At 66.7% G+C, this 13097-nt stretch carries 9 protein-coding genes; 7 read left to right on the forward strand and 2 right to left on the reverse strand.

Going from position 1 to position 13097, the window contains the following annotated elements; all coding sequences use genetic code 11:
* Positions 1-221 precede the first annotated feature (221 nt).
* From J8I29_RS20130 to J8I29_RS20150, 5 genes are all read left to right on the forward strand, one after another.
* Entirely contained in the window at positions 222-3596 is a 3375-nt protein-coding gene (locus J8I29_RS20130) for a transglutaminase family protein (protein WP_209433019.1), read from the forward strand.
* A 160-nt stretch (positions 3597-3756) separates the two neighbouring features.
* Positions 3757-6270, forward strand: coding sequence for a circularly permuted type 2 ATP-grasp protein (locus J8I29_RS20135; RefSeq protein ID WP_105863364.1), 2514 nt, complete (start codon positions 3757-3759; stop codon positions 6268-6270).
* A 153-nt stretch (positions 6271-6423) separates the two neighbouring features.
* Positions 6424-7302 (forward strand): transglutaminase family protein, encoded by an 879-nt coding sequence (locus tag J8I29_RS20140; RefSeq protein ID WP_105863362.1) that lies wholly within the window; start codon positions 6424-6426, stop codon positions 7300-7302.
* A 5-nt stretch (positions 7303-7307) separates the two neighbouring features.
* Entirely contained in the window at positions 7308-7835 is a 528-nt protein-coding gene (mog, locus tag J8I29_RS20145) for a molybdopterin adenylyltransferase (protein WP_209433020.1), read from the forward strand.
* Between the two features lie 48 nt (positions 7836-7883).
* On the forward strand, positions 7884-8876 hold the full coding sequence (locus J8I29_RS20150; protein WP_209433021.1) for a GlxA family transcriptional regulator: 993 nt from the start codon (positions 7884-7886) through the stop codon (positions 8874-8876).
* A gap of 198 nt (positions 8877-9074) precedes the next feature.
* Here the strand turns inward: J8I29_RS20150 and hrcA are convergent, their stop codons facing one another.
* Positions 9075-10157: a heat-inducible transcriptional repressor HrcA gene (gene hrcA, locus J8I29_RS20155; RefSeq protein ID WP_245197181.1), complete on the reverse strand. Its 1083-nt coding sequence runs from the start codon at positions 10155-10157 to the stop codon at positions 9075-9077.
* Between the two features lie 137 nt (positions 10158-10294).
* Between hrcA and J8I29_RS20160 the strand changes: the two genes are divergently transcribed.
* Positions 10295-10846 carry a DUF924 family protein gene (locus J8I29_RS20160; protein WP_105863358.1) on the forward strand — a complete coding sequence of 184 codons (552 nt, stop codon included), beginning with the start codon at positions 10295-10297 and terminating at the stop codon, positions 10844-10846.
* A gap of 163 nt (positions 10847-11009) precedes the next feature.
* On the opposite strand, the gene J8I29_RS20165 is transcribed toward J8I29_RS20160, so the two are convergent.
* The gene (locus J8I29_RS20165; RefSeq protein ID WP_209433022.1) at positions 11010-12383 is read right to left on the reverse strand and encodes a cobyrinate a,c-diamide synthase; all 1374 of its coding nucleotides are present in this window, start codon (positions 12381-12383) and stop codon (positions 11010-11012) included.
* Between the two features lie 282 nt (positions 12384-12665).
* On the opposite strand from J8I29_RS20165, the gene J8I29_RS20170 reads away from it, so the two are divergent.
* The gene (locus J8I29_RS20170) at positions 12666-13094 is read left to right on the forward strand and encodes an Hsp20 family protein (RefSeq protein WP_068293755.1); all 429 of its coding nucleotides are present in this window, start codon (positions 12666-12668) and stop codon (positions 13092-13094) included.
* Positions 13095-13097 lie beyond the last annotated feature (3 nt).

Here is a 13097-nt window from a genome sequence, read left to right on the forward strand (position 1 = left end):
ATGGTTTTCCTCGACCGAAAGGGCATTGCCGAAAGGATGTCGCCAAAAGGGTGGCTCCTGGCCCTGCTTACCCTGCCCGTGTTAAAAAAACGTCGCCGGGCGTGCCATCCGGCGAACTTGGATTGGGCAGCACGTGCTTATTTTTGCCTTCTCAATAGGCTTGCCTAGTTCGAGAGCAAACCGATACGCTGCGGGCGTTTCTTGGCCGGGGGTATCCTGTCTTGTCGATCGTTGCTGCCCTCTATCACCGTACGACCTATGATTACGATCGTCCGGTGACCCTGTCTCCCCAGATCGTCCGGCTCAGGCCCGCTCCGCATTCCCGAACGCGCATCGTCAGCTATGCCTTGAAGGTCGAGCCTGCCCAACATTTCATCAACTGGCAGCAGGATCCGCACGGCAATTGGCTCGCCCGCTTCGTTTTCCCGGAGCCGGCGACCCGTTTCCAGATCGAAGTCGACCTGGTTGCCGACTTTTCGGTGATCAATCCTTTCGATTTCTTCGTGGAGGATTACGCGACCCACCTGCCCTTCGCCTATCCCGCGGATCTGGCGCATGAACTCGCGCCTTATCTGGAGATCGAGCCGGCGGGCGAGGGGCTGGCCGCCTTCGTCGCTTCGATCGACATGGGCGGGCAGCCGGTTGTCGACTTTCTGGTGGGGCTCAACCAACGCCTGCAGCGCGAAATCGCCTATACGATCCGGATGGAGCCGGGGGTGCAGAGCCCGGAGGAGACGCTGTCCCTGCGCTCGGGTTCCTGCCGCGACAGCGCCTGGCTGCTGGTGCAGATCCTACGCAGGCTGGGCCTCGCCGCCCGTTTCGTCTCCGGCTATTCGATCCAGCTCACCCATGACCTCAAGGCGCTCGACGGCCCGCGCGGGGTCGACGCCGATTTTGCCGATCTGCATGCCTGGGCCGAGGTCTACCTGCCGGGTGCTGGCTGGATCGGCATGGATGCAACCTCGGGGCTGCTCACCGGCGAGGGCCATATTCCGCTGGCCGCCACGCCGCATTATGCCTCCGCTGCCCCGATCAGCGGTTCGCTGAGCGCGGCCGGGCCCGTCAATACCGAGTTCTCCTTCGAGATGCCGGTGCGGCGCATCGCCGAATCCCCGCGCGTGACCTTTCCCTTTTCCGACGAAGCCTGGCGCGAGCTCGATGCGCTGGGACAGGAGGTCGAGGCCGATCTCGTCAGCCAGGACGTGCGCCTGACGCTGGGCGGCGAGCCCACTTTCGTCTCCATCGACGACTATCAGGGCGAGGAGTGGAACACCGGTGCCGTCGGCCCGACCAAGCGCGGCCTCGCCGATACGCTGATCCGCCGCCTGCGCACGGCCTTCGCCCCTGGCGGCTTCCTGCATTACGGCCAGGGCAAATGGTATCCGGGCGAATCCCTGCCGCGCTGGGCCTTCGCGCTCTACTGGCGCAAGGACGGTCAACCGATCTGGCGCAACGCAGAGCTGATCGCCCGCGAGCCGAAGCCGGCGGGCGGGCCGAACGGCAAGCATCCGATCCGCAAGGTCTTCGATCCCACGCCGATGCGCATCCTGGCCGAAGGCGTGGCGGAACGCCTGGGCATCGAGCCCGACTTTGCCGTGCCGGCCTATGAGGATGCCGCCCACTGGATCCTGCAGGAGGCCCAGCTTCCCGACAATGTCGATCCGATGGAGTCCAAGCTCGCCGATCCCGAGGAGCGCGCCCGCATCGCCCGGGTCTTCGATCGCGGACTCGACCAGCCGGCTGCCTATGTCCTGCCCGTGCAGCGCTGGAATACGGAGCGGCGCGATGGCTGGGTCAGCGAACTCTGGCGCATGCGCAGGGGGCGGCTTTTTCTGGTGCCGGGCGATTCGCCTGCCGGTTACCGGCTGCCGCTGTCGAGCCTGCCTCACGTCCCGCCCGCGGCCTTTCCGCATGTGCATGCGGCTGATCCGATCGTGCCGCGCGGCCAGCTGCCGGACCGGTCCGAGCTGTCGCGCCAACTGCGGCGCATCGACGCCAACAATGAGGGCAGCCTCAAGCAGCAGGTGCAGGTCGGCCAGGAGTTCGGCACCGGTGTGGTGCGCACGGCGCTCGCCTTCGAAATCCGCGACGGCGTGCTGTGCGTGTTCATGCCGCCGGTGGCCGGCGTCCAGGATTATCTCGAATTGCTGGCTGCCGTCGAGGAGACGGCCGAGGCCAACGGCCTCACCGTGCATATCGAGGGCTATCCCCCGCCCTATGATCCGCGCATCCAGGTGATCAAGGTCACGCCCGACCCCGGCGTGATCGAGGTCAATATCCAGCCGGGCGCTTCCTGGGCCGAGACCGTGGCGATCACCTCCACCATCTATGAGGAGGCCCGGCTCAGCCGGCTCGGCGCGGACAAGTTCATGATCGACGGGCGCCATGTCGGCACCGGCGGCGGCAACCATGTCGTGCTCGGGGGCGTCACGCCCGCCGACAGCCCCTTCCTCCGGCGGCCGGACCTGCTCAAGAGCATCGTGCTCTACTGGCAGCGCCATCCCTCGCTGTCCTATCTGTTCTCGGGCCTGTTCATCGGGCCCACCAGCCAGGCTCCGCGCATCGACGAGGCCCGGCATGACAGCCTCTATGAGCTCGAGATCGCCATGGAGCGAGTCAGGGGGCCGCATGGCGGCAATACCGCCGGTGGTTCGGGTGACGACTTGCCGCCGCCCTGGCTGGTCGATCGCCTCTTCCGCAACCTCCTGGTCGACGTTTCCGGCAACACCCATCGGGCCGAGATCTGCATCGACAAGCTCTATTCGCCGGATTCGGCCACCGGACGCCTCGGCCTGATCGAGTTCCGTTCCTTCGAAATGCCGCCGGACTATCGCATGTCGCTGGCCCAGCAGTTGTTGCTGCGGGCGCTGATCGCCTGGTTCTGGCGCGAGCCGCAGGAAGGGTCCTTCGTGCGCTGGGGAACCCAGCTGCATGACCGCTTCATGCTGCCCCATTTCGTCTGGGCCGATTTCCAGGACGTGCTCGCCGATCTCGCCCGCGCCGGCTACGGCTTCGATCCGGTCTGGTACCAGGCGCAGCTCGAATTCCGCTTCCCGTTCTACGGCAAGGTCGATTATGAAGGGGTGAGCCTGGAGGTGCGCCAGGCCCTCGAACCATGGCATGTGCTGGGCGAGGAGGGCTTTGCCGGGGGGACGGTGCGATACGTGGATAGTTCAACCGAGCGGCTGCAGGTCAAGGTCGAAGGCTTCAATCCCGCCCGGCATGTCGTCGCCTGCAACGGCCGGCGCCTGCCGATGAACGCCACCGGCCGGTCCGGAGAGGCCGTCGCCGGCGTCCGTTTCAAGGCCTGGCAGCCCGCCTCGGGCCTGCATCCGACCATCCCGGTGCATGCGCCGCTCACCTTCGATGTCATCGACACCTGGTCGAACCGCTCGCTCGGCGGCTGCACCTATCACGTCGCCCATCCCGGCGGGCGCAATTACGAGACCTTCCCGGTCAACGCCTATGAGGCGCAGGCCCGGCGCCTCGCCCGCTTCCAGCCGATCGGCCACACGCCTGGCTGGCCGGCGGTGCCACCCGAGGAGAGCAACGGGGAATTTCCCTTCACCCTCGACCTGCGCAGGGCAGCGCGATGAGGGGGCGGGAAGAGCCGTCCGTTTCCGGCTGGGCGTTCACTTTGCCGGTGGCGCGCGACCCCTCATCCCCCTGCCGGGACCTTCTCCCGCAAGGGGAGAAGGGGTCTGGTTCTGACAGGCTGAGCTTTCCGAGTCGCATCCATCTTCCCGGAATGCCCTGATGCTCGCCCGGTCCCGCAATCCCGGCCTGCGCTCCTTGCTCGCGGACTACCGGCCTTTGCCCGATGTCGCCGACGAGTTGATGACGGCGGCGGGGGAGGTGCGTCCGCATTGGCTGCCGGTGCTCAACGAGATGGCGCGCTACCGGCCGGCCGTCGTCTCGCAGCGCTTTGCGGTTGCTGATCGCCAGATCAAGAATTCGGGGGTCTATTACCGCGTCTACGACACGCCGGACGGCCGCGACCGGCCCTGGCCGCTCGCGCATGTGCCGCTGGTGATCCCCGATGCCGAGTGGCGCGGCATCGAGGCGGGCATCGTGCAGCGGGCGCAACTGCTCGAAACCGTGCTGTCCGATCTCTACGGGCCGGCCACGCTGGTGCGGGATGGTGCCCTGCCGGCGGCCGTGATCGCGGGCAATCCCGACTTCCAGCGCGCCGTGGCCGGCAGCAGGCCGCTCGGCGGGGAGCATCTGGTCATCTACGCTGCCGATCTCGGCCGTGGCCCCGACGGTCGCTGGTGGGTGCTCAAGGACCGCGCCCAGGCGCCCTCCGGCATGGGATATGCGCTGGAGAACCGGCTCGCCATCTCGGCCGCCTTGCCCGCCCTCTATCGCGACATGCAGGTGGAGCGTCTGGCGGGTTTCTTCCAGGCCATGCGTTCCACCCTGGCCGCCAAGGCCGGGCGGGAGGGCTCGCGCATCGGCCTGTTGACGCCGGGACCCGCCAACGAGACCTATTTCGAGCACGCCTATCTCGCCCGCTATCTCGGCCTTCTCCTGGTCGAGGGCGCCGACCTCACCGTGCAGGACGGAACGGTCTATGTCCGCACCATCGAGGGACTGAAGCGCATCGCTGCCCTGGTGCGGCGCCTCGATGCCGATTTCGCCGATCCATTGGAACTCAATGCCGGCTCTCGGCTCGGCGTTCCCGGCCTGGTCCAGGCCGTCCGGCAGGGCTCGGTGGCCCTGGCCAACAGCCTGGGGGCCGGCCTGGTCGAGGCGCCGGCCATGTTGGCTTTCATGCCGGCGCTGGCGAGACGGCTCACCGGCAACGACCTCATCCTGCCGAATGTCGCGACCTGGTGGTGCGGCGAGGCCGGCGCGCGCGAGGAGGTGCTGCGGCATTTCGAGCGGCTGGCCATCCTTCCGGCCTTCACGCGCGAGGTCGCCGGCCTGACACGCAGCGGCGCGAGTGTGGTGGCAGATCAGGACGAATCGGGCCAGGCTCGCCTGCGCGATGTCGTGAACGCCCATCCCCTCGAGGTGGTGGCGCAGGAAGTCGTCAGGCTCTCGACCATGCCGGTCTGGAACGGCAAGCGCCTGGAACCGCACCCCTTCACGCTGCGGGTCTACGCCGTCGCCACGCCGGAGGGCTGGAAGGTGATGCGCGGCGGCTTCTGCCGGGTGGGCGACAGCAATGATCCGCGCGCCCTGTCGATGCAGCATGGCGGACGCTCCGCCGATGCCTGGGTGACGTCGGAGCGGCCGGTCGATCATGTCAGCCTGCTGCCGGCGCCCGGCAAGGTGGCGATCAAGCGCAGCCTCGGCCATCTTCCGAGCCGGGCGGCCGACAATCTGTTCTGGCTCGGCCGCTATCTCGAACGCGCCGAGGCGACCTTGCGTGTGGTCCGGGCCGTGGGGGAGATCGCTGCGGAAGCCGATGAGGAGGTCGTCGCCGCCACCCAGCGCCTCACCGACCTGCTGGTCGCCTGGGGGGCAGCCAAGGGCGAGAAGGCGGAGCCGGCCGTTTCCCGCAGAACGGCCAAGGCGGTGATCGAGCCGGTGGCGATTGCCGAAGGCGTCCTGAGCGATGTGCTCGACGGGGAGGAATATGGCGGCATGCCCGCCCTGATCGGCGCGGCGGCGCGCACCGCTTCCGCCATCCGCGAAAGACTGTCGCGCGATGCGACCCAGGCCATCGCCGATCTCGGTGCCATGGTGGTCGGCGACCGCAACCTGCCCTCCGCCGACAGAGCGGACCGCTATCTGCACACGCTGGCGGCCTTGTCGGGGCTCGCCCATGAAAACATGAACCAGCTTGCGGGCTGGCGTTTCCTGCGCATCGGACATCATATCGAGCGGGCGATCCAGACCTGCCGCCTCGTCCGCCGCCTAGCCGATGAAAGCGCCAGCGCCGACATGCTCGATGCCTTACTGCGCGTGACGGACAGCCGGATTACCTACCGCGCCCGCTATCTGATGGGAACGCTGCGCCTGCCGGTGCTCGATCTCGTGCTGCTCGACGACGGCAATCCGCGCTCGGTCGCCTATCAGATCATCCACGCCGCCGAGCATCTGGCAGCCCTGCCGCGCACATCCCGGGACGGGGAAGTGGACGCGCTCACCCGCGCCATCCGCCTGATGCGCGCCGAAATCGAGACGACGCAGGCGGCCGACGTCGATGATCGCCTGATCCTCGGTTTCGAAAACCGGCTGCTCGCGCTGTCTTCGGAGCTCTCGGCCCGCTATTTCAACCAGGACGAAGCCATGGCCGAGATCGCTGAGGGGCTGGGATGATGGCGGGAGTAAGGGGCGGGCGGGGCTGGACATCGAAAGATATAGCGCAACGGCCGGCGGCCCCCTCGCCCCGCTCTTGCGGGGAGAGGGTAAGGGTGAGGGGCAGCGCCACCCATAGATGAATCTGTCTGCATTTTCTGATGAGTTTCGCCCGTGCTCTATCTTATCCGCCACACCACGACCTATCTCTACCGCACCGAGGTCGCGGCGGCCCGCTGCACGCTGCATCTCCAGCCTGAGACCGGCGGCAATCAGCGGGTATTCTCGGCCCAGCTCACCATCACCCCCAGGCCCCTGGAGCAGACCGAGGCGGTCGACTTCTTCGGCAACCGCACCACCCATGTCCGCTTTGCCGGCGCGGCCACCCGGCACCGCTTCGAATCGCGCGTGCGCATCGAGGTCCAGCCGCGCGAGCCGCCCCATGCCCTGCTGACCCCATCCTGGCAGGAGATCAGCCAGGGGGCGCTGCTGGTGCCCGACCTCGGCGGTTCGGCCCCGGCGCATTATCTGTTCGCCAGCCGCTTCGTACCCCTGCTTGCCGAAGCGCGCGATTACGCGCTTGCCTCTTTCGAACCGGGGCGCCCGGTGCTCGACGGGGCCATCGAGATGATGAAACGCATCCATCGCGATTTCGTCTACGATCCCAACGCAACCGATATTTCCACCCCGCTCGACGTGGTGGCCCGCACGCGCCACGGCGTCTGCCAGGACTTCGCACATTGGATGCTGGCGGGCCTGCGTGCCATCGGTATTCCCGCCGCCTATGTTTCGGGCTATCTGCGAACCCATCCGCCGCCCGGCCAGGAACGGCTGGTGGGGGCGGATGCCAGCCATGCCTGGGTTTCGGTATGGTGCGGCGCCGGGCTCGGCTGGGTCGATCTCGATCCGACCAATGCGGTGCCTGCGAACGAGGACCATGTGCGCGTCGCGGTCGGGCGCGACTATGCCGATGTCGCCCCGGTGGACGGCGTCGTCGTCGCCTCCGCCGGCCACAGCCTGCGCGTCTCCGTGGATGTCGCGCCTTTAGGATGAGCGAAATGACTGCCAGGATCGGAATTCTGACCATCTCGGATCGCGCCAGCGCCGGGATCTACGAGGACAAGAGCGGCCCGGCCATCACCGGCTTCATGCAGCGCGTGCTGACCTCGCCCTGGGACCCGGTGGTGCGTGTCATCGCCGACGAGCAGGATCTGATCGAGCGCACGCTGATCGAGCTCGCCGACGAGGCAGGCTGCTGCCTCATCTGCACCACCGGCGGCACGGGCCCGGCCCGGCGTGACGTCACGCCCGAGGCCACCGAGGCGGTCTGCACCAAGATGATGCCGGGCTTCGGCGAGCTGATGCGCCAGGAAAGCCTGAAATATGTGCCGACGGCCATCCTGTCGCGCCAGACGGCGGGCATTCGCGGCCGGACCCTGATCGTCAACCTGCCGGGAAAGCCGGCCTCGATCGAGCAATGCCTGATGGCGGTCTTCCCCGCCATTCCCTATTGCATCGACCTGATCGAGGGGCCGAGGCTGGAGACGGACCCGGCTGTGTGCAAGGCGTTCAGGCCGGGGCAGTGAAGGGATACGCGCCATGACGGCCTGTTTGGATCGCCCGGAGCCATAATCGTGTTCAAGCCGCATGCGGGGCCCGGGCCGATCCGGATCGATTTCCTGCTGGTTCCCCAATTCTCGATGATGGCGTTTTCCTCTGCCGTCGAACCTCTGCGCGTCGCCAACCGCATGGCCAGGCGGCAGGTCTTCGATTGGCGGGCCTGGTCGATGGACGGCAAGCCGGTCAGCGCCTCCAATGGCTGGCCGATTCCGGTGGGGGGCGCGCTGCCCGCCAGCGACGACATCCCGACCCTGATCGTCTGCTCCAGCTTCGAGCCGGAGCACTATGCCAGCAAGGCGATGCTGGCGCGCCTACGCCATCTCGCCCGCCGCGGCACCGAGATCGGCGCCCTCGATACCGGCGCCTGGATCCTGGCGGCGGCCGGCCTGCTCAGCGGCGGCAAGGTCACCATGCATTGGGAGGCGGCGCCGGGCTTCGCCGAGGCCTTTCCCGACATCGAGATCAGCGAGGCCCTGTTCGAGGTGTCGGCCAAGCATTTCACCTGCGCCGGCGGGACGGCGGCGCTCGACCTGATGCTCGACATGATCGCCCGCCAATATGGCCAGGCCCTGGCGGTGGCGGTCTCCGAACAGTTCATCCACGACAGGCTGCGCCCGCGCCATGACCGCCAGCGCATGAGCCTGCCCAAGCGGCTGGGCGTCGCCAACAGCAAGCTGATCCGCGTGGTGGTGGCTATGGAGGCCAATCTGGAGACGCCGCTCGACGCCAAGGCCCTTGCGGCCCTTTCCGGCGTCTCGGCCCGCCAGCTCGAACGCCTGTTCCGGGCCGAGCTCAAGGATTCGCCGGCCAATTACTATCTGCAGCTCCGGTTGCAGCGCGCCCGCCTGCTGCTGCGCCAGACCGACATGAGCGTGATGGAGATCGCCATGGCCTGCGGCTATTCCTCCGCATCCTGTCTTTCGCGATCTTATCGCGCGCATTTTGCGGTGACGCCGCGCGAGGACAGGCGTGAGGGCGAAAATCCCGGCGTGCAGAAGCGATCCTGATCTCGGCTGCCGGCACGCCCAGGCAGAGGGGCCGGTCTACACAAAAGTGGCCCTGGCTTATGTCGTGCCTGGGTTTGACCTGGGCATCCAGCGGCTCGGCCGTCGTCATGAAGGATAGGCTGGGTTGCCGGGTCAAGCCCGGCAATGACAAGGCTCACGCCATAATCGAGGATCGGCCAGGAATTACCCGCATTGCCGTCAGGGCTTCAGCAGTTTCCCGATGACCTTGGCAGTATAGTCGACCATCGGCACCACGCGGGCATAGTTCAGCCGTGTCGGCCCGATCACGCCGAGCACGCCGACGATCTTCTGGTTGGCATCCCGGAAGGGAGCAGCGATCATCGAGGAGCCGGAGAGCGAGAACAGCTTGTTTTCCGATCCGATGAAGATACGCACCCCGTCGCCGCCTTCAGCGCGGCCGAGCAGATCGATCAGGTCCTTCTTGGCCTCGATGTCGGCGAAGAGCAGACGGATGCGTTCCAGGTCTTCGCCGGCGTGCAGGTCTTCCAGGAGATTGGCCTGGCCGCGCACGATGAGCTGGCGCGGCAGGTCGGAGGAGCCGCCGCTCCAGCTTGCCAGGCCGGTATTGATCAGCTTGGTGGTGAGGTCGTCGAGTTCGGCGCGCCCGGCGTCGAGGGCGCTGCTCATCTCGCGTTTGAGGTCCTCGATCGTCTTGCCGCGGGCGCGGGCGTTGAGATAGTTGGAGGCTTCCACCAGCGCCGATGTCGGCAGGCCGACCGGCACGGTGATCACGCGGTTTTCCACCGCGCCTTCCTCGGAGACCAGGATGACCAGGGCCTGGGTGGGTTCGAGGCGCACGAATTCGATATGCTTCAGCCGCTGGTCGCGCTTGCCGGTGACGACGACCCCGGCGCCGCGCGACAGGCCCGACAAGGTGGCCGAGGCTTCGATCAGCACGTCTTCAAGGGAGCGGGAGGGCGTCCTCGCGCGGATCTGGGCATCGATCTGCGCGCGGTCCTGAGCGGCGAGGTCGCCGAATTCCAGCATGGCGTCGACGAAGAAGCGCAGTCCCAGTTCGGTCGGCAGCCGCCCGGCGCTGGTATGCGGCGCCTGGATCAGGCCGAGCAGTTCCAGGTCCTGCATGACGTTGCGCACCGAAGCGGGCGACAGCGAGGTCGGCAGCAGGCGCGAAATGTTGCGGGAGCCGACGGGTTCGCCCGTTGCAAGATAGGAATCGACGATCTGACGGAATATCTCGCGCGAGCGTTCGTTCAGCTGAGTAAGTTCACTCGAAGGAAGGGTCGGCGTCACAGCGGACAAGGTCTGTCTCCTCGACACTAATGTGACGAGCATTCGGCGATTGTTCAATGGTGGAATTGCAGTTTCCGCAGCGCTATGCAGTGTCTCCGCTCGTTCGAGTTTCGCCTATCGTCTCGTCTGGCCAGAGGAAACCCGGCATGGTCGAATCAGTTCCGCCTTCCGCCCGTGCTCTCGTCGATTTTTGGGTCGATGCCGGCCCCGAGCGCTGGTTCGAAAAGGACGAGGCGTTCGACCGCGACTTTCGCGAGCGGTTCCTGCCCCTGCATCAGGCCGCAATGCGCGGCGAACTCGACGGATGGGGTGCGACTGCGCCGGGTGCCCTCGCGCTGGTGCTGCTGCTCGACCAGTTTCCACGCAATGCCTTTCGCGACACGCCTGCCATGTATGCCGGCGATCCCCTGGCACGGCGGGCCGCAGCAGCGGCGCTGGCGGCTGGCCATGACCGCAGCATCGACCCGCAGCTGCGCATCTTTTTCTACCTGCCCTTCATGCATTCGGAGGAACTCGCCGACCAGGAGCGCTCCCTCGCTTTGTGCCGGACGCTGGAAGGCGACTATCTGCGCTATGCCCGGGAGCATCGCGACATCGTGGCCCGCTTCGGCCGCTTTCCTCATCGCAACGCCATTCTTGGGCGCATCTGCACGCCGGAAGAACAGCGCTTTCTGGATGACGGAGGATTTGCGGGCTGAGGCCCGGCATTCCAGTCGCAACTACGATTGCGGAGGCGTTTTCCGTCATTGCGGACGCAGCGCTAGAGCGTTTCGCGGTTTGGTGGAATCACCAAGAATCGCAAAGACGCGCCGAATTAAAGAGCTGGAGCAAAGCAGCGTTTCCGTCTAAACGCGCTTTGCTCTAGGCCTTGTCGATCACGTGGAAGAAGGAGCCGGTGACCTGGCCGCGGCGCCCGCCCAGGGCGCCCAGGGGCGTGCCGTTGGCGTCGCTGACCTCGAAAAGCGGCGTGTCGTCGGAGCGCAAGGTTGTCGAGTAGTGAAACTCGTGGCCGCGCACCCGGCTGCCACGTGCGCCGAGCGGGCAATCCTGCTTCAGTTCTGCCAGGCGGTAGCCCAGATTCATGCGGCGCTTGGCGAAGCTGGTCTCGAGATCGAGCAGGCCGGTCATGCGATGAGCCGTGCCCTCGGCATCGATCAACACCCGGCCGAGCACCATATAGCCTCCGCATTCGCCGTGCACCGGGCGGGTTTGCGCGAACAGGCGCAGGGCTTTCTGGAAGCGGGTGGCGGTGGCGAGGCGAGCGCCGTGGAGTTCGGGATAGCCGCCCGGCAGCCAGGCGACGTCGGCATCCTCGGCCGGCCCCTCATCGGCCAGCGGCGAGAAGGGGATGATCTCGGCGCCCTGGCGGCGCCAGCCGGCGATGAGATGCGGATAGATGAAGGAGAAGGCGGCATCGCGGGCCAGGGCGATGCGCTGGCCAGGTGGGCGGAGGCCCGCTTCAATCGGTTCACCCGGGCGGAGGCCCGCTTCAGTCGATTCAACGGGGCGGCGGCCCATATCGCGCCCGGCCGTCGGCAGTCTCGTCGGCTCGGCCAGCGCCCGGATTGCGCCGATGTCGCAATGGGTTTCGACGAAATCGGCCAGAGCTTCAAGGCGGCGGTCGAGCTCGACAGTCTCGTCGGCCTGGACGAGGCCGAGATGACGCTCGGGCAGGACGAGGTCGGCATTGCGGGGAAGCGTACCCACCACCGGCAGCCCGGCCTCCTCGATGCCCTTGCGTGCCAGGGCTTCGTGCCGGGGGCTCGCGACCTTGTTGAGCACCACGCCGGCGACCCGCACATCGGGACGGAAGCTGGCAAAACCCTTGGCCACCGCGCCGGCCGACTGCGACTGACCGGAGATATCGAGCACCAGCAGCACCGGCCATCCCAGCAGCGCTGCCAGGCCGGAGGAGGAGCCGTCCCCGCTGGCACCGTCGCTGATAACGCCGTCGAACAATCCCATCAGCGCCTCGCCGATGAAGAGCTCGGCATCGTTGCCGGCCTGCCGAGTGAGGCCGTCGATGAGGGCCGGGCGCATCGCCCAGCTGTCGAGATTATAGCTGACCCGCGAGGCGGCTGCGGCATGAAAGCCGGGATCGATGTAATCGGGCCCGCATTTCATCGGCTGCACCGCGACCCCGCCGCGGGCGAGGGCGCGCAGCAGGCCGAGCACCAGGGTGGTCTTGCCGGAGCCCGAGCGGGGAGCGGCGATGAGAAGGCCGGGAGGGATCATGTGCCGTTCCTGCCCCGGCCGGGAGCTGCACGCAAGAGCGTTTTGCGATTGAATGGAATACGGGGCGCGCAGGCATCCTTGCCGGCTCTTCGTCAGTCTGGCGGAGCGGGTCCAGGAGCACGCGCCTTCCTCCAGAGGGTTCGATCCGGAAATCCTCACCGCAATTCGGGACCCCTCTTGAAACCCCTTTGTGCTTGCCCATATTGAGATTGTTCCGGAGTTGCCGGAACGGGGACGCCGTCAGGGTCCCGTCACAAAGTCGCTTCCTGCGAGGGCTTTGCAATGTCGCGCGTACCAACCTTGAACTCTCCCTTCCTGCTCGGCTTCGATGAGATCGAACGAGCCCTGGACAGGGTCGCCAAAGCCGCCAATGACGGCTATCCGCCCTATAATATCGAGCGAGTCGGATCCTGTGACCGGCCGCCGGAGAGGCTGAGAATCACACTCGCCGTCGCCGGTTTCAGCCGCGAGGAACTCGACGTCTCGATCGAGGAAAACCAGCTCGTCATCCGTGGACGGCAGGTGGACGACAAGTCCCGCGTCTTCCTGCATCGCGGTATCGCAGCCCGCCAGTTCCAGCGCACGTTCCTTCTTGCCGATGGCATGGAGGTGATGGGCGCCGATTTGAAGAACGGCCTGCTTTCCGTCGATTTGATCCGCCCGGAGCCCGAGCGCGTCGCCAAGCGCATCGACATCGCGGTGCGGGACTGACGG

Origin of the sequence: Labrys sp. LIt4 (assembly GCF_017813775.1) — a bacterium.
Classification (GTDB): Bacteria; Pseudomonadota; Alphaproteobacteria; order Rhizobiales; family Labraceae; genus Labrys; species Labrys okinawensis_A.

What these genes read in the sequence shown, in the direction of transcription:
- J8I29_RS20170 (WP_068293755.1), top strand. Translation starts at nt 12,666, where the DNA reads ATGTCGCGCGTACCAACCTTGAACTCTCCCTTCCTGCTCGGCTTCGAT.
- mog (WP_209433020.1), top strand. Translation starts at nt 7,308, where the DNA reads ATGACTGCCAGGATCGGAATTCTGACCATCTCGGATCGCGCCAGCGCC.
- J8I29_RS20165 (WP_209433022.1), bottom strand. Translation starts at nt 12,383, where the DNA reads ATGATCCCTCCCGGCCTTCTCATCGCCGCTCCCCGCTCGGGCTCCGGC.
- J8I29_RS20135 (WP_105863364.1), top strand. Translation starts at nt 3,757, where the DNA reads ATGCTCGCCCGGTCCCGCAATCCCGGCCTGCGCTCCTTGCTCGCGGAC.
- J8I29_RS20160 (WP_105863358.1), top strand. Translation starts at nt 10,295, where the DNA reads ATGGTCGAATCAGTTCCGCCTTCCGCCCGTGCTCTCGTCGATTTTTGG.